The sequence below is a fragment of the Paenibacillus sp. MDV22-iso6 genome, assembly GCF_058408365.1.
Genome location: NZ_JBZVDZ010000006.1, coordinates 287,885 through 310,356, shown reverse-complemented (window position 1 = coordinate 310,356; position 22,472 = coordinate 287,885). Strand labels below are relative to the sequence as shown.

The window sequence follows — 22,472 nt, the reverse complement described above, 5'->3', positions numbered from 1 at the left end:
TTAACCCACCTTGTTCACTTTGACATCTCCAATAAACACACTAACGACAATCCGTACTTTTTTTCCTGCTTCGCGATAATGCGCCGTTTCAGCCTGAGCACTGCTTAGGAATCCACCCCGTTTTTGATTTAACAGCGACATGTCCCCAATAAACGAGTTTGTCGTCACAGTCACACCGAGATCCATATCTTCAGGAACAAATACCTTCACATCCCCAATAAAAGAGGAAATGTTAATTTTCGTCTCACCGTAAGGTATTTGCGCCTTCGTCAAATCAATCACCGTATCGCCAATAAATGCCGAAATATTCATCGGTTTCAGGGAGAACACTTCCTGTCCCATATACATATCACCGATAAATGCCGATTTGTTAATTGTATTCCCATGGCCACCATAGTAATTCGGATCATCATCATAGTGGTCATCGTTATCAAATGTTCCATATTCCTTTTTACTTGAACCGTAACCTTTATGCTTGTGATGATGATGATGATGTTGATGTTGATGTTTATGATGGTGTTGATGTCCGTGTGTTTTAGGGTCTTCCTTATCTGTATAGAATGAGCCATGTGAATCATTCTTGTGTTCCTGTTCCGGTTTGCCAAATGTTTTCTCGAACTGTTCATCAAACGAAGACGGCATTTCCAGGTCCTCAGGGGACAATGGCTTATAAGGTGGCTCCGGTGGAGGAGGCGGTGGTACTTGGTCATGGTGTTTCCGGTCACGACGACGGGGTCCGATCAGAACGAACAATCCCCCACCAATCAGCATTACCGGAATTAGGTAGCGAATGAACTCGCCCATGGAATAATCAATCCACCCCAGATTGCGTGCCAAGAAGTATCCACCAATCGCCAGTACAATGGCCGGTCCAATCAATGCATGACTCCCATTACGCCGAATTTCGGTTATACCTTTTACACCCCACCAAATCAAAAATAACGGCCAATATGTTCTGAACATGTATCCGATATCTATGTCATAGCCCAATTGCCTGAACAATATTATTGCGCCAATCGCAATAAGAGGAATGCCAACCCACCAGCGGTCCCGCGTAGATCGTTTCATCGCTCATGTCTCCTTTGTCTGTATTCTGTATCCAGTTTACATCAGACAAGGATTGGTTAACAGCGGCGGCAGATGGAATTGATCTCAGTCTCCAGACCGAGACGGAAGGGTATTTATGTAAAATATTAAAAACACCCTGGAGAAATTCTCCAAGGTGTCTGTGCATTGATTTACTTTTGTGATTTGCCTGTGTTCTCAGTACCGAACTCAGCATTGTATTTTTCATCAGGTGTTTGGAAGTTATCCTTCACTTTGTTTTGGTGCGATTGTTTCACTTTGCTTGCTGCATTCTCTTCTCCAAACTCTGCATTGTACTTCTCGTTTGGCGTTTGTGAACCTTGAGATTTCTTAGCCACGACGATCACCTCTCTCTTCATATTTACATTGCATGTCTGCAACGCGGGGTTCGTCCCCAGAGAGTATTATGTGAAGAGTGCGCGTGCGTTATTCATGTATTAAAATTCATCATCATTATACGGCCTTGTCCAGCCATGAATCGGGTACGGATTTGTACACATCGATGGCTTCCGATAATTCTTCCAGCATTTTTTCAGTGCATTTTCCAGCACCTTGTTTGATCACCTGTACTTCGACGTCCTTTTTGCCCCATTCTTTATACACTTGCTTTGTGGTAGGGAAATAAAGATCAATTTTATTGCCCTTGATCGCCGAGCCCGTGTCTGCAACGATGCCGTAACCGTAACCGGGAATATATAAAATGGAACCCAGTGGGAACAGCTTCGGATCAGCTGCAATCGTTGAGACCGTTTCTTTATCACGGCGCACCTTTACACCTGAATACGTGATTCCGTATTGAGGATGTTTTGGGCCTTTTCCGGTTGATTCCACACCTGCAGTGTATCCGGTAGCAGTCACTTTATGCGTGTCCAACACCTGTTCTGTACGCGGAGCGAGCACCGGCATGGATGGGTCAACTCCGGTCTGCTTCTCCGGAACTTCCGGCCGTGGAATAACAATAGGCTTTGGAGACCATAAAAACCCCATATAGACCAAGGTTGTGAGTTGAGCCTGATCGCTGTATTCATAAACTGCCGTTTCAGAATGTACGCCTTCAAGCTCTCCTGAAGTTTCGCTGTGCTGATTCTCCACATACATGACTTCATTTTCCTCTTCGAAGGTATATGCTTCTACCTGATTCCAGCCCAAGACTACTCCGGTGAACACCACACAGCAAGAGATGATGAACCTTATGTTTTTCTTTTGAATTAAGAATTGCTTTTTCATTATAGAACCTCCCCCTTACTGCAAAGGTTTTCCAAAATGAAAAAATTCTATACTTTTCACCTATTAAGGCTTTTAAACCGGATGTCAGAAAACCAGAAAACAACAAAAAAAACCGTCTGAACCCTTGGATTTACTCCAATATGATTCAAACGGTTTTCTATTATAGAACCCACAATTCAGGATTACACCAGTCTTGTTGCAATCTCTTCTTTGAGCTGGGCTACAATTTCGTCCACAGGTTTCATGCCGAGGTCGCCTTCTCCACGTTTCCGCACAGATACACCCTCTGCATTACGTTCATTTTCACCAACGACGAACATGTAAGGCATTTTCTCAAGCTGTGCTTCACGAATTTTATAACCAAGCTTCTCGTTACGCAGATCCGCTTCAGCAGAGATGCCTGCACGTTTCAGCTTCGCTTCCACTTCACGTGCGTAGTCGTCGAAGTTGCCGGATACCGGAATAACCTTCGCCTGTACAGGAGACAACCACAGTGGCAGAGCCCCTGCAAAGTTCTCCAGCAAGAATGCAGTGAAACGCTCCATCGTACTGATTACACCGCGGTGGATAACGACCGGACGATGTTTCTGCCCATCATCTCCCACATATTCAAGCTCAAACCGCTCTGGTAAGAGGAAGTCCAATTGAACGGTAGACAATGTCTCTTCTTTGCCCAGTGCTGTCTTGATCTGAACATCCAGTTTTGGACCATAGAATGCCGCTTCGCCTTCTGCTTCATAGAATGGAAGGTTGAGTTCTTCCACAACTTCACGGAGCATGCGTTGGGACATTTCCCACATCTCGTCATTCTGGAAGTATTTCTCGGTATCCTGAGGATCGCGGTAGGACAGACGGAAACGATATTCGTGAATGCCGAAATCTTTATAAACCGTTTGAATCAGCTCAATAACACGAGCGAACTCTTCCTTGATCTGATCCGGGCGTGCGAATATATGAGAATCGTTCAGCGTCATCGCACGTACACGGTGCAGACCTGTCAACGCGCCCGACATTTCGTAACGATGCATCATGCCAAGCTCGGCAATCCGGATCGGCAGATCACGGTAGCTGTGCATGCTGGACTTGTACACCATCATGTGGTGAGGACAGTTCATCGGACGAAGAACAAGTTCTTCATTGTCCATAACCATTTTCGGGAACATGTCATCCTGATAGTGCTCCCAGTGACCTGATGTTTTGTACAATTCAACATTACCCAGCACCGGTGTGTACACATGCTGATATCCGAGGCTCTCTTCCAAATCCACGATATAACGCTCCAACGTCCGGCGCAGCTTGGCACCATTAGGCAACCAGATTGGCAGACCTTGTCCAACCAGTTGGGAGAATGTGAAGATTTCGAGTTCCTTACCCAGTTTACGGTGATCCCGTTTACGAGCTTCTTCCAGGAAGTGCAAATGCTCATCAAGCTGTGCTTTTTTCACAAAAGCTGTACCGTAAATACGTTGCAGCATTTTGTTTTTGCTGTCTCCACGCCAGTAAGCACCGGCAACATTCATCAGTTTGAATACTTTGATTTTGCTGGTGGATGGTACGTGTGGTCCACGACACAAGTCGAAGAATTCACCTTGCTCATAAATAGTGATAACACTGTCTTCTGGTAAGTCACGAATCAATTCGAGCTTGTAAGGATCGCCCACTTCTCCGAAGATTTTGATCGCTTCCTCGCGGCTAACTTCCTTACGTACAATCGGCAAGTTCTCATTAACAATACGTTCCATTTCCTTCTCGATCTTTTGCAGATCTTCGGGATTGAGAGGTTGTTCCAGATCCATATCATAGTAGAAACCATCTTCAATGACAGGACCAACGCCGAGATGTACCTCTTTGTTTCCATATAAACGCTTCACAGCTTGAGCGAGCAAGTGAGCTGTACTATGACGCATCACTTCCAGGCCTTCTGGTGAATCCAGTGTTACGATCTCCACCAATGCTCCCTCATGAAGTGTTGTGGACAAGTCCACCACGATTCCATCCAGTTTGCCGGCTACGGCATTTTTGCGAAGCCCGCTGCTGATCGAAGCGGCCACATCTTCAATGCTGCTTCCGTCGGCATACTCACGAACCGAACCATCGGGTAGTTTAATGTTAACTGCCATTTGTCTCATTCCTCCTGTAAATTCAACCTCTGTCCATACATGATCATGGATGGATAATCTATTGCTGTTCCTGCAATTTTTGCAAAGGAACGCAAAAAAACACCCGTCCCGGCAAAGGGACGAGTGTTGTATACTCTCGTGGTTCCACCCTAATTCAGCTGCTTCATCCGTATTGGAAGTACAGCCCTCATTGGCATGACGGTAACGGGCATGACCCGGCATATCCTTACTCATGGATGACTACCTGTATTATAGAGGCAATATTTATATCCATTTTCAAAACTGCAGCTACAAAGGGGTAAACCAAACGTGGCATCCGGAGGAAATTTCAGCCTAGTTCCCTCTCTCTGCACTGACCGTGCGTATGGTTCTTGTCTTTGTCAACGCTTTTGTTTATTGTTCCATAACAACCTCAAATAAATATCATGGATCAACAGTTATTATAATTGCCGATATCACTTGCGTCAAGACCTGTCAACAATCCGGAGCGCAGCACTTCACACTCAGGGCAATGATGGCATAATTGCACCTTGTCTTCAAAGATCTGACGGATCGTAGAGATGATAGGCAGATCTGGAGTGCGTGTATGCAGCATGACCTTTTCAGGCGAGATGGAGATCAGCGTACTCACGATCATGTCTTCGATATCCATTTCCAATTCAAGTCCAGGCATCTCTACAACGACCTGTTCATCCTTTTGTACGGGCAGCACATTAAGCGCAGCATCCAATACTTGAAATTCATGCAAACCTTTGTGTATCAAATGTACAAGAGGTACTTTCGCCTCCTGAAAGAACACAAAATATTTGAGTAGCCCCATAAACTCTTCATATTGACGATCCATCCAGAATTCATCCAGCGCATATTCTACCAGCTCATGAAGTTCCTGCTTATATGGCCGAATCCGGAAATTAAGAATGCCTTCAAGATTAAAAAAATGCACCTCTTCCAAATCTTGCTTCAAACCATTGGCCAAAGTGGTACGGCGACGCTCGCGCAGGCCTGGCTGATCCAAGTCACCATTGAATAATAAAGGCATGCAAATCCGATTTACCTTCTCCACCTCATGTTCATCCATGACTGAGCAGGCCTTTGAGATCATCTCTTCCACCATAATACGTTCACGTGTATCCATGATGTAATCTGCAAGTCCAGTGGCAAGCAAATCACTGATCTGAGGCAGCCACTGCTGGAAGTCAGCGTGATTCTCATTGCCTCTGCATACCCAGGCCGCTCTTCCGTCATTATGTTTGAAGGTGAGCCGAAATCCTCTTTTGCTTATATGTAAACCTTTGGTTTTTTCCTTCACACAACGATAAAATTGATCCGCTTCCTCCTGCCCTGATACATCGGTCCATACGGCGAACAGTTCCATAAGAATCACTCCTTTCCTTCCTGTTCAAAGTATATGGCAAGGCTGATAGGGATATACGAAGCGGATTGATGGAAAGCGTGTCATGATTTCTCAGTATATTATCAATCTGTTTGGAGTTAAGACAAAAATGTGTTATTATTTTTATAACAGTATGTTTCACGGAAAAGGGGGGAAGCCAAAATGAGACAACAACCAAGAATACTCCGTTACGCTTTTATTATCATTTTGTGCGTATTCCAAGCGTTGTCCTTTCCTATTCCGATGCAGTCGGAATCCGCTGTCGAGGTAACCGTTGAGACGACTTCCAACAAGGAAGTGCTTGTCCACACATTGGAGTCTCAGCAGAAACCTGCCATTCGCAAATACCCACAAGTCATGTCGAAGTTGATTGCGGTCACGCATAACAAACCTGTCTTTCTTGTGCTCGCTTTGTTGCTAATGCTGCGAATTCCTACACCGCGTCTACCCTTTAAACCGTTGATTTGTCTGTTTAAACGCAGATTATTTCTGCTACCCATCAAATTCACCAGTATGTATGTATCTCCCACCCCTATAGCACCAAAATACGTGAACGCTCTTAACTAGCCTTTACACCGTATTTTAGGTTGCTTTGCATGGAGACACCTCTGTCTGATAGACGGTGTGCTTGTGCATAACTTTTAACCCTTTTAGCAAATGTTAGATATCGATCAGCCTCATTGGCAACACCTATTTGTTAGCATCTATTTTGTTATCCCCATTTTCAAATTCACAACACAAGGCTGTGTGTCAGGAGTCCCTGGCTCTGTTTACCCGCATCATTTAATGTTCCTAAGTTCAGCTGTTCATTCTATTTTCGGGAAATAAGCCTGTCTTCTGTGGCCAGCCCTCAATTTAAGGAGGCATACTATCCATGGATGTACGCGAAACAGATTTGCCGGGAATCGGCAAGAAATTTCAGATTGAAACGAGCAGTGGAGATAAAATTATTGTCATTATTCACGATGACGGTCGCCGGGAAATGTACCATTTTGAGTACGATGATCCAGACCAAAGCATCTCCATGATTACACTTGATGACTATGAAGCAAGACAGATTGCTGCCATCGTTGGTGGATTGACCTATAAACCAAAGCAGCTTGAAAATATTGAAGTAACGTTTGACGATCTGATTATTGAATGGTACAAAATCGAGCCATCCTACGGATGTATCGGTAAATCTATTGGTGAACTGGACGTACGTCAAAACTCAGGGGCAACGGTTATTGCCGTTGTAGAGAAGAATCACAAAAAACATATCAGCCCCGGTCCGGAGGTCGTGATTAGTGCAGAGTCCACGGTAGTAGCCGTTGGCGAACGCAATCAGCAGAAACTGTTTAAATCCCTCCTCCTGACTGGAAGGGGGTAAATAGATGGATCATTTGATATTCGAAGTAGGTCTGGCCCTTGTGCTCATTGCGGCAGCCGGCCTTTTATCGGCAAAACTAAGATTTTCGGTCGTTCCGTTTTATATTCTGATCGGGATGGCTGTTGGGCCACATGCTATGAAAATCTGGCATTTGGACTTCCGTTTCATTGAAAGTCAGCCGTTTATTGAGTTTATGGGCCGCATTGGTATTCTCTTCCTACTCTTCTATCTAGGGCTGGAATTCTCGGTTGGTCGTTTGATCAAATCGGGTAAATCCATTGCAGTCGGCGGGTCTATCTATATTGGGATTAACTTCACGCTGGGATTAATATTCGGTTTTATGTCCGGTTTCCCAGTTGCAGAAGCACTTATTATCGCAGGTATAACTACCATCTCTTCCAGTGCCATCGTGGCCAAGGTACTCGTGGATTTGAAACGAACGGCCAATCCTGAAACAGAGATGATATTGGGTATTATTATGTTCGAAGATGTATTCCTCGCTGTATATATCTCGATCTTGTCCGGACTTGTGCTTAGTGATTCATCCTCCATCGGAGGCGTCATCATGTCCGCACTTATTGCTCTCGGATTCATGCTTATCGTGATTATCCTTGGACGCAAAGCAACACCGCTACTAAACAAATTGCTTAAAATTCGATCGAATGAGCTATTCTCTCTCGTTGTATTCGGAGCCTTGTTCCTGGTAGCCGGCTTCTCTGAAACCATTCATGTTGCCGAAGCGATTGGTGCATTACTGGTTGGTCTGGTGCTTGCTGAAACAGAACACGCGAAACGGATTGAGCACTTGATTCTACCGTTCCGTGACTTCTTCGGAGCAATCTTCTTCTTCAGCTTTGGATTGTCCATTGATCCGTTGTCCTTGGGTGGCGAAGCCGTATGGTTAGCTCTGATTGCAGTTGTTATTACATTGTTCGGTAACTTCCTGGCAGGTATGATGGCCGGACGCAGTGCAGGACTATCGCCCAAAGCATCGGCGAATATTGGATTAACCATTGTGTCACGGGGTGAATTTTCCATCATCTTGGCCAACATGGGTAAAGCCGGAGGACTGTTGCCAATGATTCAACCGTTTGCCGCGCTCTATGTCCTAATTCTGGCCATTCTGGGTCCTTTATTAACCAAAGAGTCCAAACATGTATTCCGTTTATTGGATAAAATATTCAAGTTCAAGGATCCTCGGAAAAAGAAAGAAGAACCAAAGGTTCTGCAGAAAGAAGGATAATTCCTTATGTCTGTACAGAACAGACACACTAACGTACTTCGCGGCTCTTATGCCGATCTTTCTGTGACTAACCCAGGGAGAATGGCTCGAAAGCCGCACTAAGGAGGATGACCTATGAAAGCACCTCTGATATCGGCTAATCCGGTGCCACAAACCGCCAAGACCAGATTATCATCTGCCCGTCGCATGTTGAATTTATTGTTTGTAATCGCGGGTGGAATTCTGGCCTCCGTGGGACTTGAATTGTTTCTACATCCCAATAAGATCATTATTGGAGGCATTACAGGTATCTCTTCGTTGTTCGCCCACTGGACCGAAATGAGGATTGGTTTGTTCCTGTTTTTGTTCAACGTTCCGTTTATCTTTCTGTCCTATAGACTCGTGCAAAAGAAATTCGTACTGGTCACTGTTCTGGGTTTGGTTGTCTTTTCGATTGGTGCCATTGTGCTTCATCCCATGCCGCCGCTTGTCGAGCACCCGCTGGCTGCCGCCATGTTTGGCGGATTATGTCTCGGTCTAGGAATCGGTCTAGTCGTGCGGTATGGTGGGACACTGGATACGCTGGAAATCGGTGATCCGTCCTCCCGTCCACCTGAACGTGTATTTAGCGGGAAACGGATGCTTATCGAAAAAATAATCATGCTGCTCAACTTGTTGATTCTAACCGCCGCTGGTGTTGTCTTCGGTTGGGATCAAGCGATGTACTCGGTAATTGCTTATCTCATTGCATATGAAATGGTGTATATTGCATTCCGCGGATTCACAGCTAAGCGCAAAATATGTATTTTAACTACACAAAGCGCTCAAGTTGAAAAAGCCATCCGTAAACGGCTGCGCCGTGAACCTGGAACATTGGCTGCTTCAACGGATCCAGGGCATCCAGCTGTCGCTGAAGGTTGGATCCAACACGTTCCGGGAGCGCTCTACTATGAGATTCATTTCCTCGAAATGATCTGGCTCAAATCCATTGTGCGTCATATTGATCCACATGCAGGTATTGTGACAAATCCGGAAAAATAATAGCTCATGTATGTTGAACTAAAGATATTTACACTGACACTACGATGACAGAACAACCTTCCAATCGCTGTTATCCCCAGATTTTTTCGATTCCCTTTTCTGAAGGGAAAAATCCGGGGATAAAGGCGAACGCTTCGCTTTTTCAGGTTTTTTCTGTCCTCTTCGTTATCGTGTAATTTTAATTCAACTTACAAAAAACGCTCTCTTCCCCTATGGATGGACAGTATTGTCCAGTAAGGTCAGAGAGCGTTTTTTTTTGTTATCAGACTTACTTGTTATTATAGCTCAACGATGGCTTTGACTACATGTGAATCTGGCAATAACCATTGATCTATTGCAGTAGGTAACTCATCAAATTCCACTCGGTGTGTGATATACCCATCCATGCTTAATTTCTTTTGACGCAAGGTCGACAGGACTTGTTCAAAATCTTCACGGGTTGCGTTTCGACTGCCCAAGATACTCATCTCCCGCTTGTGAAATTCGGGGTCATGAAAGGTAACATCCGCTTTCACCAGTCCCACGAAAATAAGTTGACCACTATGAGCAACATATTGAAACGCCTCATTCATCGAATTCACGTTACCTGTTGCATCGAAGACAGCTGTAGCATAGTCGCCTCCCGTAATTTCAGCCACTTGTTGTACAGAATGTTCATTGGCCTGTACCAGATCATCCGCTCCAGCCCAAGTCCGGCTAAGCTCCAGCCTGTCCAGATTACGATCAACGGCAATAACACGCGCCCCCGCCTGTTTGGCAAATGCCATCACACCCAGACCAATCGGTCCAGCTCCAATGACAACAACCTGTTCACCAGGCCTTAGTGCTGCTCTTCTGACCGCATGAGCACCAATACTGAGCGGTTCTACCATCGCTGTTTCATCCAGTGTAAGTCCTTCGGCTTGGATCAGATGGGAGACAGGCACAACGATTCTCTCTCGCATGCCGCCGTCCACATGTACACCCATCACCTGCATGGACACACAACAATTCGTTTTCCCTGATCGACAGGCGATACAATGCCCACAATGCAAATACGGAATAATACTTACCTGATCTCCCTTCTTCAGGCCCGCTTCATTCTCCCCGATGTCTTCAATAATCCCTGCAAGCTCATGACCCAATACACGAGGATAGGTGAAAAAAGGCTGATTGCCCTTGTAGGCATGCAAATCTGTGCCACAGATTCCAATTCGTCGGATAGTTACCAACGCCTGATTCTCGGTTCTTTCGGGTTCAGGTATGTCTCGCAACGCCAAACGATTTATTTCTTCACATATAACTGCTCTCATTCCTGTTCCCCCTTCGATGATGCTTGTGACTTCATGTTATATTCAGGACGGCCGCTGGCCCAGCTCTCATTATGAACCGGAGCCAGGATTCGGAGCACCTCCGATAACAGTTCCTGGTCTAATGGTTCCTCAATCCAGGCTGCATTGTTGCGGATATTATGTTCACTTGCACTGCTGACCAGTGTCGTTGGAATCCGTTCATTGGCTGTTGCAAACTGCACGGCAAGCTTCGCAATATCGCTGCCCTGTTCCGCGCAGAACCGCGCCGCTTGCAGGCAGACCTGCTTCACGCGATCATCTGCCGGGTGCCAGGCAGGAGCTCCTCTTGTGCTTAATAAGCCCATAGAAAGAGGCGAAGCATTCACAAGGCCAACTTCTTTCTTTTCCAAAAGGGGTAGCAAGGACAGCAGTGAAGTATCATTTAATGCATAATGGCAGTAGGAAATGATGGCGTCGGCATCAATCTGTGACAATACCGTTTCGAATAACCGCAGCGGTAATCCACAAATTCCTGCATGGCGAATGACTCCCTGCTCCTTTAGGCGGAGTAAGGTTGGGAAAGCTTCTTCAATAATAATATCGGCCGGGACAAACTCGATGTCATGCAAGAACAAGATGTCAATATAATCGGTATGTAGTCGATCCAGACTCTCTTGTACACTATCATGTATCCGCTTACGCGAAAAATCAAATGCATTCTCCCCATAACGTCCAGCCTTGGTCGACAACGTAAACGAGCTGCGTGGCAAACTACGGATGGCTTCTCCAAGCACCGATTCAGCCTTCGTTAATCCATAATAGGGCGAAACATCTATATAATTCATCCCTGCATCTACAGCGGCGTGAACCGTACGAACACCCTCTCCTCGGTCAATATCACGAAATACCGAACCTAGAGAGGATGCTCCAAAGCTCAGTACAGGTACTTCCAATTCCGTCTTCCCAAGTCTTCTTGTTTTCATCGGCCTGCCCCTTCCCAGCATGTCTGCTTACTCACGTGTCCTTTCATTGTAACAGTTGAATTTCAAACTAAAATATCGCCAAATGCGTAATATGTACTGTTTGATGATCTGTGAATAATCGCTTGGTGTGAAGTGAAATTAAAAAGTCCGCCGATTCCCCCTTAAAGAGTAATCAACGGACTTCATATCCAAACTGACTGAATGATTCTTATCCATTCAATTCATCAGCGTGATGTACTATAAAATAAATATTAGTTCTGCATTACAAAATCTTGTTGAATGGCATTATTCTCATCAAACGTCCGCAGGATGTCATATCTTGTGTTACGCTGTGCCGGAATATAACCGGACTCCCGAATCAGTTGCGTAATGGAACCAATGTTGACTTTGTACGTTGCGCCTGCAGCAGATACCACGTTCTCTTCAATCATGGTGCTACCAAAGTCATTGCAGCCAAATTCGAGTGATTTTTTGCCGACTTCAGGTCCCATCGTTACCCATGAGGATTGAATGTTTTTGATGTTGTCCAACACCAGTCGACTGATCGCTACCGTCTTCAGGTACTCTTCTGGCGTCTGACGCTCCAGCTTCAGGTTTGTATTATCCGGTTGGAATGTCCAAGGAATGAACGCCAGGAATCCTTCGGAATCATACTTGTTCGCAATGCACTCATCCTGAGCTTCACGTACACGAAGCAGGTGCAGTGCGCGCTCTTCCATCGTTTCACCAAGGCCGATAACCATCGTTGCCGTTGTGTTCATACCGATACGGTGAGCTGTCTGCATAACATCCATCCAATCGCGCCATGAACCTTTCAAACGGCTGATTTTGCGGCGTGTACGGTCATCCAGGATTTCCGCACCACCACCAGGCAGAGAATCGAGTCCCGCTTCGTGAATTGCACGTACAACCTCTTCCAAAGTAAGACCGTCGGACACTTCAACCATTTTCATAATTTCAGCTGGCGAGAAGGAGTGCATCGTAATATTAGGGAAACGCTCCTTGATCGCTTTGAGCAGGTCAGTGTAATAGCTAAACGGCAGATTCGGATTCGTTCCGCCTTGCATCAAAATCTCGGTACCATTTACGTCTTCGGTTTCTTGAATCTTCTGGAAGATGACTTCATCGGGAAGTACATATCCTTCGTCAGAGCCAGGTCTGCGGTAGAAAGCACAAAAACGGCAGTACACATCACACACGTTCGTGTAGTTGACGTTACGCCCAATTACAAATGTTCTGTATGGTTCGGGGTGCATGCGTTTTACAATCACATTGGCGGCGGCCCCGATTTTGTCTACTTCATTTGATTCAAACAGCTGAATCGTGTCTTCCAAGTCCAAACGTTCGCCCCGAAGGGCTTTATCTAAGATACGGTCTACCGTACTCATCGTAAAAAAGCCTCCCTCATGAAGAGAAAATATAATCACGATCCGTCCCAACTTGCTCATATAGATGAAAGTTTTGGTGGCAACATCGCATTTCTGTACTCCACATATCGTAACACAGGTTACATGTGAAAAAAAGCACCTTATGAGAAGGTGCTTTAAAAATTAATAAAAATGTTTACATATGCTATCTATTTCATTTCTTTTTCAGCGGGCTCTAACACCCGAGTTTCAATACTATCGACTCTACGAGTCCTGAAGTGCCTGATCCAGATCTGCAATCAGGTCATCGATGTCTTCCAGACCAACCGAGAAGCGCAGTAATCCGTCAGTTATACCCCGATCACGGCGAACCTCAGCCGGCATAGCCGCATGAGACATCATCGCAGGATAAGACAAGATACTTTCAACCGCACCCAAACTCACGGCAACAATTGGCAATTTCACACGATTAAGTACAGCCTTGGCCCGATCGCCTGAACCTACGTCAAACGACACGACAGCGCCGTATCCGCTTGACTGACGTTCATGAGCTTCACGGCCGGGATGATCCAGCAGCCCCGGATAAAATACAGCCGTAATATCACTGCGTCCACTAAGCCATGCAGCCAGCTTCGCTGTGCTCTGTTCACTGTGTGCCATACGCGCACCCAAGGTCTTCATACCACGCATCAGCAGCCAGGATTCCTGAGCCCCGAGCACGGTTCCAAGTCCATTCTGCAATTGTTTTAGCTGTGTACCCAATGAATCCGTACGAGCAACGGCTAAACCTGCCAGCACATCACTGTGTCCGCCAAGAAACTTGGTCGCACTATGTACGACAATATCCACCCCGAGCTCAATCGGACGTTGGTAATAAGGCGTCATGAAGGTGTTATCAAGAATGGAGATTAACTCATGTTCCTGTGCCCAGGAGGTGACTGCAGCAATATCCGTGATCCGAAGTGTCGGGTTGGATGGTGTCTCCATATAGACTGCCTTCGTGTTCGGTTTGAGTGCTGCCTTTACTTCCTCAATATTGGTCATATCCACAAAGGTAGTCTCAATCTGCATCCGGCTCAGAATGGAAGTAAGCAGTCGATACGTTCCTCCATATACATCTTCCGTCACAATCATGTGATCGCCTGCCGAGAACATCATGAACACACTGGAGATGGCAGCCATGCCTGAGGAATAGGCAAATCCTCGTGCCCCACCCTCCAATAATGTAATGTAATCCTCCAATGCCTGACGAGTCGGGTTACCGGAACGACTATAATCATGTTGAGGTGGATTAAAAATATCAAAATGATGGAATGTGGAGGCCTGATAAATTGGCACACTGGAAGCCCCGGTGGTTTTATCGATTTCGTCACCGAAATGCAGCAGCTTGGTATCGAACTTCAGGTCGGAATGAACATTCCGTTCATGATTGTTGGCATTATTGTTTTGCTCACTCATGATGCGTTCCCCCTTCTATCTCCTGCTGTGCAGCTGTGAGTGCATTGCCCAGATCGGCAATCAGATCTTCGGCGTGCTCGATCCCTACAGAGAAGCGCAACAGACGGTCATCTACACCTACCGCGTCACGAATTTCAATCGGAATATCCGCATGGGTCTGTACCGCAGGATAAGTCATCAATGACTCTACACCCCCGAGGCTTTCCGCAAAAGCAATCAGTTTGATGTGACGAAGCAACGGTTCAACATAACGAGCATCCTTTACTTTGAAAGAGAAAATGCCTGTATTTCCACTGGATTGTTTATTCTGTATTTCAAATCCGGGATGATCCGACAAACCAGGATGATACACTTCATTAACGGCTGGGTGCTCCAAAAGGTACTTGGCAATCGTCAAAGCATTATACTCATGCCGCTCCATGCGAAGAGCGAGTGTCTTCATGCCTTTCATCAGCTGATAGGAGTCGCTTGGAGACAACACTGCTCCAATAGAATTGTGCAGGAATGCCATTTCGGCCGACAATTCTTCCCCTTTGGTAATAATTAATCCGGCAAGTACATCATTATGACCACCCAGATACTTCGTGGCACTATGGATGATGATATCAGCACCGAGTTCAATTGGACGCTGGAAGAATGGAGTCAGTAGTGTATTATCCACAATGGTCAGCAAGTTATGGCTCTTGGCCCAGGAGCATACCGCTTCCACATCCGTAATCATCATTAGTGGATTGGTTGGTGTCTCAATAAATACCGCTTTTGTATTCGGCTGACGAATACTTTCCAGAGCTGCCAGGTCATTGGTATCTACGTAACTTGCCGTCACACCAAATCGAGACAGGATGCGTTCAAGCAAACGATACGTTCCGCCGTACAGATCCAGCGATACAATCAGATGATCCCCTTGTCCAAATAAAGCGAAAATCGTTTGCAAAGCAGCCATGCCGGAGCTACAAGCAAAACCTGCATCACCGGATTCCAACGCTGCCGCTGCTTCTTCCAACACTTTACGGGTTGGATTGGTCGTACGAATATAATCAAATCCCGTGCTTTGTCCAAGCTTTGGGTGGCGAAACGCAGTGGATTGATAGATCGGAAAATTAATGGCGCCCGTTACCGGTTCATTGATAGACCCAATTTGGGCCAATCGACTTTCGATTTTCAACTTGTTGTCTTCCATTGCAGCATCCTCCTGTAATGTCGATTAGATTTGCGGACCAATATCGTAAGGTGTCTCTTGATACACATAGTAATTGAGCCAATTAGAGAATAATAAGTTTGCATGTGCCCTCCAAGTGGCCGGGGGAACACGGGAAGGATCGTCATTCGGGAAATAATGTCTAGGCAGCGCAATGTCCATGCCTTTAGCTGCATCACGGTCATATTCCCATTTCAATGAAAGCGGGTCATACTCAGCATGTCCGGTTGCAAAAATCTGTTTGCCGTCTTTGGTAGCAACCAGGAAAATACCCGCTTCCTCTGATTCAGCCAATATTTCAAGGTTTTCATTTTTTTCAATATCTTCACGTCGCACTTCCGTATGGCGGGAATGCGGGACGTTGAATACTTCATCAAATCCGCGCAGCAGCTGCACATTGGATCTGTTGATCGTATGTGAGAATACGCCAAAACATTTTTCATCCAATGGAACTTTGGGAACTCCGAAATGATGGTATAAACCCGCTTGGGAAGCCCAACATATATGCATGGTCGAAGTCACATTGGTTTTGGTCCATTCGAAGATCTCCTGGATTTCTTTCCAATAGTTCACGTCTTCAAAGTCCATTTGCTCTACAGGAGCGCCTGTAATGATCATGCCGTCAAAACGGCGGTGTTCAATCTCATCAAAGGTTTTGTAGAACAAGTCCAAATATTCCTGGGAAGTATTCTTGGACGTATGAGACTTCGGATGAACCAGAACGATATCTACCTGAATTGGTGTGTTACCCACCAGACGAAGCAATTGTGTTTCTGTCGTTTCCTTTGTGGGCATCAGGTTTAATATAGCGATACGTAGTGGACGAATGTCCTGCTGGTAAGCAGATGTCTCGTCCATGACAAAGATGTTCTCTCCTGCAAGTACTTCCTTGGCAGGCAGTGTGTCTGGAATTTTGATTGGCATGGTGTTTCTAACTCCTCCTTGTGCATAAATAGATGCAGCCACTGCGGATTCGATACGATTCGCATCCGTGCAGTTATAGGCTGCCATGAGCTTGCCTGCAGGCGCTGAATTGCAACCACATTGCTGGCGGCAAGCTCAAGTTCCTTAGCGAAAATCACTGCTGAGAAGTCGGTGCATATAACAAAGACCTTCCTCGGATTCCGAGAAAGGTCATATGTAAATAGATATGCGCCTCTCTCATCTCTCAGTTACAACAGTGTCACTTGGACACTTGGTCGCTGCAAGAATTAGCACCGTGCGGTATACCGCCGGTTGCCGGGTTTCATCGGGCCAGTCCCTCCACCTACTCTTGATAAGATTTCGCTTTATTCAATTGTAAAAACTAGTGTGGTTCACCTTTTACTTTAAGACATTAATCCCCTCACGTCAAGGTGTAGTTCAATGTCTGTTCCTCAGGATCGGAACCGTTCATCATCCGTTGTCATACACTGGTCCAGGGCGCGAAATCGACACATTTTTGCGCTTGAAAGGACCCTGTACCAGCGGTATACTAGACAAGTGTTATAAACCCTTATGTGAGAGGTGACATATTCAATGGATGGCGACCCGAGGCCTGACTGGCAGCCGAATTCCGACAAACTGCATAGAGAATTGATATCAGCATGCCGGCAGCGGGACGTTACTTCCGTTTGATTATAGAGCGAACGCAGTCCTGACTTCCAGGCTCCGCTGCCGACCGGCTGATCTGTTCTTTTTGCGCCCATATTGATGAAATCCGCCCATTTGGCGGGTGCAGAAGGAGTAGATGAATAATGAAAATCCGGTTGGTAAATAACGGTGTATTTATTCCGGTGGACGACATTCAGCAGGCGCTGACTCCACCAGCGGAGGGGTTTTACTGGATTGATGCGGACGTAGACGATTTGGCGGTACTTCAACCGCTGTTCATGATGCATGATCTGGCCGTAGAAGACTGTTTGAGTGACGAAGAACAACGTCCGAAGATTGAAATTTATGAGAGCCATTATTTTATTGTTATTAATAGCATTCGTTTTGATGATGAAGAGATTTTTTTACGTGCCGTCAACTTGTTCCTTGGCAGACACTTTATTATCAGTGTTACCAAACAGAAAGTCAGCGAATTGCGAACATTGAAACCGATCCTATGGGAACAGGAAATCAGTACGCCGGATAAGCTGCTGTATCTGCTGGTTGACTTGATTGTTGATAATTATTTCACCGTAGGTGACCGAATTGAAGCGCGTATCGAGAAGCTAGAAGAAGACATTCTGATGCACACCAAGAAGTCTCATCTGAATGAGATTATCGGGTTGCGCAGTGAGATTCTGTGGCTGAAGAAAGTGCTGGGACCTCAGAAAGAGGTCATTAACACACTCAATAAAAAAGATCTGCGTCTTATTGATGATCAACTGCAAAAGTATTTCAGTGACATTTATGAGAATGCTGTGAAAATATCCGAAACCTTTGAGACTTATCGCGACTTGATGGGGAACTTACGAGAAGCTTACCAATCCAGTATCGCCAACCGGGCGAATGAAATCATGCGTGTGTTCACCGCCATTACCACGGTGTTCATGCCGCTGACCGTTATCACTGGCATCTATGGGATGAACTTCACGAACATGCCTGAGTTGGACTGGAAATATGGTTATTTTGTGGTCATTGGCCTAATGGTTACGCTGGGCCTAAGCATGTTCTTTATTTTCCGCAAAAAAGATTGGGTTTGAAATAGCAAAAGACGAAGGGCTCCACTTTTGGAGACGCTTCGTCTTTTTTTATAATTAGTTTATTGTATGACAACTAACGTCCTATTTCCAATCTAGCCTGCATTCTGCTCTGTCTCTGTGTGACGACGAAACCGGATGCGAATCATGCGCAGTCTTTCGTAGACCTGCTCCAGATTGCTCCCGCCAGGCTTCTCTTCTCCATACACCTTATGTAACACGGGCTTCAGAAACGTATCTCCCAGCTCCTCGTAGGCGCTCCATACCGCCTCTTGCTCCTCTTCGGGCATGACAGCAAGCTCCGCATCGAGTAGACAATCTGTGTCATACCCCTCCAAATCCAGTGCCTCTAACAGTTCAATTAGCTCCCGACGGGACAATCCGGAACGATTCACGATCTCCTCTAACGTATATCCTTCTTTCATCCCTTCAAGTACCTGCTTCCGTGTGGTAAATCTGTCTAGCTCCTGCTTGTATTTCTGCTCTCTCTGTTTGTACAACCAGCTCTCATATTCTTGTTCCTTCAGAACCGAGTACACCCACTCTAGCGGAAAAGATGTGGAACGTTCCAGTCCATTCGTAAGCTCCAACCATTCAGCTCCGTACTCGGAAGCCTTGCTCTCTCCTACGCCAGGCAGTTGCATCAATTCATCGATGGTTTGTGGAACAAATGCACTGATCATGCGTAACAACCGGTTCGTTGCAATAAAATAGGGGGCCTTCCGGTCAGACGCTGCTCTCTTCCTGCGCCATATGCATAGGTCCATATACAGCCCCTCATTGCCATATAATTCACTGTAACAATGAAGACGTTGACCGCCATAACTGCGCGACTTCAAATCATCATTTTCGTGAAACATACCCTGCAGCAACGGACGATATCCTTCGCCCATCTGTATGGCTAACTGATGACGATAAACATGTAACAGCTCGTCCCACGAACTGCCAGCATACCAGATGTCATCCGTTCGATCTCCTTCCTCATATCGGCTCCATCCCAGATGCCACGCTCCTTCTTCTTCACCGATCCACAGCTGGGCATGTTCTTCATTCTGATCTGACATTCTGGATAATCTGTTCATGAAAATGACTTCCATATCATGTCCCTCCTTCAATAGTTCAGCTCGACACAGTCTGTATTGTGCTAAATTAAGCAGCACAAAAAAACACCTCTCCTGCAAAATCCATGCAAGAGAGGTGCTTCCTCATTAACCGTGCTATGCTGTTGCTCATAATATTACCACAATGGAAAAATTAGTCAACTGCTTGTTTGTAAAGCTATTTACTTGTTCAAAGCCAATTTGGCCAACGCAAGCGAACCACACAGTCCTGCGTTATCGCCAAGTCCCGGTGAAACGACATACTGGTCAATTTCGGACTGAAGTGCAGGATGCTGAACGTATCCAGCGAGCAATTCCTGCAGTTTGCTGCGAACCATTGGGAACAGATGCTGCTGCTTCATCACACCGCCACCCATTACAATTTTCTGAGGTGTGAGGATCAATACATAATTCATCAGAGCATGCGCCAGGTAATGTGCTTCAATCTCCCAGGCCTTGTGATCGGATGGCAGTTCGTAAGCCGGTTGCTCCCAACGTTTATTGATGGCAGGACCTGCGGCAAGCCCTTCGAGACAGTCCCCATGATACGGACAGAACCCTTCATACGTATCTTCAGGATGTCTGCGTACAATGATGTGTCCCATCTCTGGATGAGACAATCCATGGACCATTTTGCCACCTACAACTGCGCCTGCACCAATACCCGTTCCGACAGTAATATACAGACAGCTATCCAGGCCCTGTGCAGCCCCCCAGGTTGCTTCCCCAAGCGCAGCACCGTTTACATCCGTGTCGAACGTCATCGGTACATCAAAGTGCTCCTTGAGCTTACCAATCAGGTTATACTGACCCCAATGCGGTTTGGGTGTTGTTGTGATGTAACCATAGGTCGGGCTTCCTTCAATCGGATCAATTGGACCAAATGAACCTACACCCAAAGCTTCAATACCTTTACCTTCAAAAAAAGCGATTACTTGAGCCATCGTCTCTTCCGGTGTCGTCGTTGGAAAGCTTACGCGCTCAATAACTTCTCCTTCTTCCGTACCGATACCACATACAAATTTGGTTCCTCCAGCTTCAATTGCGCCTAAAATCGTCATGTTAGTCACTCTCCCAAGTAGTTTAAAATTAAAATGGATCTTCGAATCTGTTCTCTAAACGAGAGCATGAATTAATCCTGTTCAGCAGTTTCGAGCTTGGCCAATCGCTTCAATAAGGTCTGCTTCCAGCTGTCGGCTAACGTTGGAATGGCCAGCAAAGCACGCATAGCAACGGCATCCTGCTTCCCCTGATGCATAATTCGATTGGCTTCCAGAATGGTCATTGATGCAGGGTTCGTGCTTATTCGTCTGAATATTGCAGAAGGAGTTATCTCGCCCTCTTGCAACACCCGAAAATAAAATCCGGTATGCCCGCTATCCTGAAAATAAACAGGCAGCTCTTTGTAATCATACCGTGCACCAAGCTTGAAGCAAGGCTGTCTTGGCTGGCTGACCTGTACCGTGGCTTCCCCCAATTCATACACATCACCAATCCGGACTTCTTCCTCCATACAGCCTTCAACTGTCAGATTTTCTCCACAAGCTCCCCAGTTCAGCTTGCGATCCAACAGTTGTTCAAGCGCCGGATAACGACTGTAATCGTATACACAAACTGCCTTATCAGGCCCACCATGATGCTCGAGATCCGCCTGGGCATCCCCTGTCATTCCGGTGAATGACAGGAAGACCGGGCTGGATATGGGATGTTTCACAATGCCGCTCATCACTTCGCGCTTCTGGCCAGGCAAGGCCTGAACTTGCCCTACGTTTACAGCTAATACCGCCGTTTTGCTTTCATCTGGCTTCCGGTTATGTGTGAGTGTCATCTGATCCTACCTCCCATATTAGCTTTCTTTTAACGAACAGAGACACCAAAAACAAGTGTATTACTTAACAAGCGGCCCGGGGAAGTAAGCATTTTGCCGCCAGCATACATGCCAGAAGATGCACCACCATCCAGGTTCATTGCCTGCTTGGCACCAAGCTTCTGCATGACAGCAGCCCATTCCTTAATCGTCGCTCCTGACACGGTAGCCAACATAACCGAACCGTCGGCCATAATGGCTATACCGCTTCTTGCGCCGGAGGCATTGAGAATTTTGGTATCCTTGAAGCCCTCACTCGTTGGATTTACGGCAACTTTGCCGTCTTTCACCAGACGCGGACCTGCACCCACAGCGGTGACTACATCTTGCCAAGGGATCTCTTTGCCTGCTGCATTGGTGTATTTATAATTCATCTCTACAGTTGATCCAACAGTGAAGCGGTCCGACGAAGATTTCTGATTCCCCGTGAAGACCAGCACCGAGCCATTCTTCGGAATGGCTACATCGGTATTCGGTACTTTCTTGGTGACAATCCCTTTCTCCATCACAACCGCCGTACCTCCTTTGAACCCGACTGTAGATCCCCGCTCTGGCGTGTATAACATCGTAATACTCGCATTCGCGGAAGGTGTTCGGTTAATGAAGGTCGCATACCAACTACGTGACTTTCCTTCTGTATCTGTTACTTTACCTGTCAGACTGACTTGAAGCGAATCCATGATGGCTGAACCATCTTCCTTAAACCCAATCGTTGTTCCGTATCTTCCAATATGTATAACCTTGCCATTTGCTATTAACATGCCGTATGGATCTGGAGCTCCGTTATAAGCTTCAAAAAATGCTCCGTTAATGGACGCTTGTGCGCCATATGCCTTAACAATCGAAGGTAATGTTGCGGTCTGACCGACCTGCTTCTTCGCCAATCCTACGGTAACTGGTGTACCCTTGGGAATACTAACCGTCTGCACGGTAAAACTGCGTCCTGCTGCTTTTACTTTCTGTACCTTGGAGCTAATTGCTGCTTTGGCATCCGCTGTCTGTGGAGCACTCACCGCTCCTGAAAGGATTACCGGCAAAGCAAGGACGAGGGCCATAGCCCCTGTCCACCACTTTTTGCCCGTCCTTTTTGTCTGCATACTA

General features: G+C 46.2%; 20 protein-coding genes and 1 riboswitch. Of the genes, 5 read left to right on the top strand and 15 right to left on the bottom strand.

The window, feature by feature from the left end; all coding sequences use genetic code 11:
• The 5 genes from liaF to AC4PM4_RS18785 form a co-directional block, all read right to left on the bottom strand.
• A complete protein-coding gene (gene liaF / locus AC4PM4_RS18805) occupies window positions 1–1,068 on the bottom strand; it encodes a cell wall-active antibiotics response protein LiaF (protein WP_491614274.1) in 1,068 nt (355 codons plus the stop codon).
• Between the two features lie 170 nt (window positions 1,069–1,238).
• Window positions 1,239–1,445 (bottom strand): hypothetical protein, encoded by a 207-nt coding sequence (locus AC4PM4_RS18800; protein ID WP_079696589.1) that lies wholly within the window; start codon window positions 1,443–1,445, stop codon window positions 1,239–1,241.
• A gap of 94 nt (window positions 1,446–1,539) precedes the next feature.
• Window positions 1,540–2,313 (bottom strand): 3D domain-containing protein, encoded by a 774-nt coding sequence (locus AC4PM4_RS18795; protein ID WP_491614272.1) that lies wholly within the window; start codon window positions 2,311–2,313, stop codon window positions 1,540–1,542.
• A 182-nt stretch (window positions 2,314–2,495) separates the two neighbouring features.
• Window positions 2,496–4,433 (bottom strand): threonine--tRNA ligase, encoded by a 1,938-nt coding sequence (gene thrS / locus AC4PM4_RS18790; RefSeq protein WP_063564234.1) that lies wholly within the window; start codon window positions 4,431–4,433, stop codon window positions 2,496–2,498.
• A gap of 430 nt (window positions 4,434–4,863) precedes the next feature.
• Window positions 4,864–5,808 carry a putative sporulation protein YtxC gene (locus AC4PM4_RS18785; protein WP_063564232.1) on the bottom strand — a complete coding sequence of 315 codons (945 nt, stop codon included), beginning with the start codon at window positions 5,806–5,808 and terminating at the stop codon, window positions 4,864–4,866.
• A gap of 180 nt (window positions 5,809–5,988) precedes the next feature.
• On the opposite strand from AC4PM4_RS18785, the gene AC4PM4_RS18780 reads away from it, so the two are divergent.
• From AC4PM4_RS18780 to AC4PM4_RS18765, 4 genes are all read left to right on the top strand, one after another.
• Window positions 5,989–6,393, top strand: a complete 405-nt coding sequence (locus AC4PM4_RS18780; RefSeq protein ID WP_063564231.1) for a hypothetical protein — start codon at window positions 5,989–5,991, stop codon at window positions 6,391–6,393.
• Between the two features lie 307 nt (window positions 6,394–6,700).
• Complete coding sequence (locus AC4PM4_RS18775) at window positions 6,701–7,195, top strand: cation:proton antiporter regulatory subunit (RefSeq protein WP_053780467.1); 495 nt, start codon at window positions 6,701–6,703, stop codon at window positions 7,193–7,195.
• A gap of 4 nt (window positions 7,196–7,199) precedes the next feature.
• On the top strand, window positions 7,200–8,438 hold the full coding sequence (locus AC4PM4_RS18770) for a cation:proton antiporter (protein WP_063564230.1): 1,239 nt from the start codon (window positions 7,200–7,202) through the stop codon (window positions 8,436–8,438).
• Between the two features lie 114 nt (window positions 8,439–8,552).
• On the top strand, window positions 8,553–9,458 hold the full coding sequence (locus AC4PM4_RS18765) for a YitT family protein (protein ID WP_063564229.1): 906 nt from the start codon (window positions 8,553–8,555) through the stop codon (window positions 9,456–9,458).
• A 278-nt stretch (window positions 9,459–9,736) separates the two neighbouring features.
• On the opposite strand, the gene AC4PM4_RS18760 is transcribed toward AC4PM4_RS18765, so the two are convergent.
• From AC4PM4_RS18760 to metA, 6 genes are all read right to left on the bottom strand, one after another.
• Window positions 9,737–10,750 carry a zinc-binding alcohol dehydrogenase family protein gene (locus AC4PM4_RS18760; RefSeq protein WP_491614271.1) on the bottom strand — a complete coding sequence of 338 codons (1,014 nt, stop codon included), beginning with the start codon at window positions 10,748–10,750 and terminating at the stop codon, window positions 9,737–9,739.
• Window positions 10,747–11,712, bottom strand: coding sequence for an aldo/keto reductase (locus AC4PM4_RS18755; protein WP_491614270.1), 966 nt, complete (start codon window positions 11,710–11,712; stop codon window positions 10,747–10,749). Before AC4PM4_RS18755 ends, AC4PM4_RS18760 begins: the two co-directional genes overlap by 4 nt.
• 251 nt (window positions 11,713–11,963) lie before the next feature.
• On the bottom strand, window positions 11,964–13,100 hold the full coding sequence (gene mqnC, locus AC4PM4_RS18750) for a cyclic dehypoxanthinyl futalosine synthase (RefSeq protein WP_063564227.1): 1,137 nt from the start codon (window positions 13,098–13,100) through the stop codon (window positions 11,964–11,966).
• A 243-nt stretch (window positions 13,101–13,343) separates the two neighbouring features.
• Window positions 13,344–14,537 (bottom strand): trans-sulfuration enzyme family protein, encoded by a 1,194-nt coding sequence (locus AC4PM4_RS18745; protein WP_072734033.1) that lies wholly within the window; start codon window positions 14,535–14,537, stop codon window positions 13,344–13,346.
• Window positions 14,530–15,717 (bottom strand): aminotransferase class I/II-fold pyridoxal phosphate-dependent enzyme, encoded by a 1,188-nt coding sequence (locus tag AC4PM4_RS18740; RefSeq protein WP_053780460.1) that lies wholly within the window; start codon window positions 15,715–15,717, stop codon window positions 14,530–14,532. Before AC4PM4_RS18740 ends, AC4PM4_RS18745 begins: the two co-directional genes overlap by 8 nt.
• A gap of 24 nt (window positions 15,718–15,741) precedes the next feature.
• Window positions 15,742–16,659 (bottom strand): homoserine O-acetyltransferase MetA, encoded by a 918-nt coding sequence (metA, locus tag AC4PM4_RS18735; protein WP_063564335.1) that lies wholly within the window; start codon window positions 16,657–16,659, stop codon window positions 15,742–15,744.
• A gap of 234 nt (window positions 16,660–16,893) precedes the next feature.
• Window positions 16,894–17,018: riboswitch (SAM riboswitch) on the bottom strand.
• 453 nt (window positions 17,019–17,471) lie between these two features.
• On the opposite strand from metA, the gene corA reads away from it, so the two are divergent.
• Window positions 17,472–18,407 (top strand): magnesium/cobalt transporter CorA, encoded by a 936-nt coding sequence (gene corA / locus AC4PM4_RS18730; RefSeq protein WP_053780458.1) that lies wholly within the window; start codon window positions 17,472–17,474, stop codon window positions 18,405–18,407.
• A 92-nt stretch (window positions 18,408–18,499) separates the two neighbouring features.
• Here the strand turns inward: corA and AC4PM4_RS18725 are convergent, their stop codons facing one another.
• The 4 genes from AC4PM4_RS18725 to AC4PM4_RS18710 form a co-directional block, all read right to left on the bottom strand.
• Complete coding sequence (locus tag AC4PM4_RS18725) at window positions 18,500–19,501, bottom strand: HRDC domain-containing protein (protein ID WP_491614269.1); 1,002 nt, start codon at window positions 19,499–19,501, stop codon at window positions 18,500–18,502.
• A 185-nt stretch (window positions 19,502–19,686) separates the two neighbouring features.
• On the bottom strand, window positions 19,687–20,565 hold the full coding sequence (locus tag AC4PM4_RS18720) for an ROK family protein (protein WP_491614268.1): 879 nt from the start codon (window positions 20,563–20,565) through the stop codon (window positions 19,687–19,689).
• Window positions 20,566–20,636: 71 nt separating this feature from the next.
• Window positions 20,637–21,332, bottom strand: coding sequence for an MOSC domain-containing protein (locus AC4PM4_RS18715; RefSeq protein WP_491614267.1), 696 nt, complete (start codon window positions 21,330–21,332; stop codon window positions 20,637–20,639).
• A gap of 29 nt (window positions 21,333–21,361) precedes the next feature.
• Window positions 21,362–22,468 (bottom strand): phosphodiester glycosidase family protein, encoded by a 1,107-nt coding sequence (locus AC4PM4_RS18710; RefSeq protein WP_491614265.1) that lies wholly within the window; start codon window positions 22,466–22,468, stop codon window positions 21,362–21,364.
• Between the last annotated feature and the right edge of the window lie 4 nt (window positions 22,469–22,472).

Excerpts from the sequence above, each read along its gene's own strand:
- AC4PM4_RS18755 (WP_491614270.1), bottom strand. The coding sequence starts at position 11,712 with ATGAAAACAAGAAGACTTGGGAAGACGGAATTGGAAGTACCTGTACTG.
- corA (WP_053780458.1), top strand. The coding sequence starts at position 17,472 with ATGAAAATCCGGTTGGTAAATAACGGTGTATTTATTCCGGTGGACGAC.
- AC4PM4_RS18740 (WP_053780460.1), bottom strand. The coding sequence starts at position 15,717 with ATGGAAGACAACAAGTTGAAAATCGAAAGTCGATTGGCCCAAATTGGG.
- metA (WP_063564335.1), bottom strand. The coding sequence starts at position 16,659 with ATGCCAATCAAAATTCCAGACACACTGCCTGCCAAGGAAGTACTTGCA.
- mqnC (WP_063564227.1), bottom strand. The coding sequence starts at position 13,100 with ATGAGTACGGTAGACCGTATCTTAGATAAAGCCCTTCGGGGCGAACGT.
- AC4PM4_RS18745 (WP_072734033.1), bottom strand. The coding sequence starts at position 14,537 with ATGAGTGAGCAAAACAATAATGCCAACAATCATGAACGGAATGTTCAT.
- AC4PM4_RS18720 (WP_491614268.1), bottom strand. The coding sequence starts at position 20,565 with ATGACGATTTTAGGCGCAATTGAAGCTGGAGGAACCAAATTTGTATGT.
- thrS (WP_063564234.1), bottom strand. The coding sequence starts at position 4,433 with ATGGCAGTTAACATTAAACTACCCGATGGTTCGGTTCGTGAGTATGCC.
- AC4PM4_RS18765 (WP_063564229.1), top strand. The coding sequence starts at position 8,553 with ATGAAAGCACCTCTGATATCGGCTAATCCGGTGCCACAAACCGCCAAG.
- AC4PM4_RS18775 (WP_053780467.1), top strand. The coding sequence starts at position 6,701 with ATGGATGTACGCGAAACAGATTTGCCGGGAATCGGCAAGAAATTTCAG.
- AC4PM4_RS18780 (WP_063564231.1), top strand. The coding sequence starts at position 5,989 with ATGAGACAACAACCAAGAATACTCCGTTACGCTTTTATTATCATTTTG.
- AC4PM4_RS18760 (WP_491614271.1), bottom strand. The coding sequence starts at position 10,750 with ATGAGAGCAGTTATATGTGAAGAAATAAATCGTTTGGCGTTGCGAGAC.
- AC4PM4_RS18710 (WP_491614265.1), bottom strand. The coding sequence starts at position 22,468 with ATGCAGACAAAAAGGACGGGCAAAAAGTGGTGGACAGGGGCTATGGCC.
- AC4PM4_RS18795 (WP_491614272.1), bottom strand. The coding sequence starts at position 2,313 with ATGAAAAAGCAATTCTTAATTCAAAAGAAAAACATAAGGTTCATCATC.
- AC4PM4_RS18770 (WP_063564230.1), top strand. The coding sequence starts at position 7,200 with ATGGATCATTTGATATTCGAAGTAGGTCTGGCCCTTGTGCTCATTGCG.
- liaF (WP_491614274.1), bottom strand. The coding sequence starts at position 1,068 with ATGAAACGATCTACGCGGGACCGCTGGTGGGTTGGCATTCCTCTTATT.
- AC4PM4_RS18800 (WP_079696589.1), bottom strand. The coding sequence starts at position 1,445 with ATGAAGAGAGAGGTGATCGTCGTGGCTAAGAAATCTCAAGGTTCACAA.
- AC4PM4_RS18715 (WP_491614267.1), bottom strand. The coding sequence starts at position 21,332 with ATGACACTCACACATAACCGGAAGCCAGATGAAAGCAAAACGGCGGTA.
- AC4PM4_RS18725 (WP_491614269.1), bottom strand. The coding sequence starts at position 19,501 with ATGGAAGTCATTTTCATGAACAGATTATCCAGAATGTCAGATCAGAAT.
- AC4PM4_RS18785 (WP_063564232.1), bottom strand. The coding sequence starts at position 5,808 with ATGGAACTGTTCGCCGTATGGACCGATGTATCAGGGCAGGAGGAAGCG.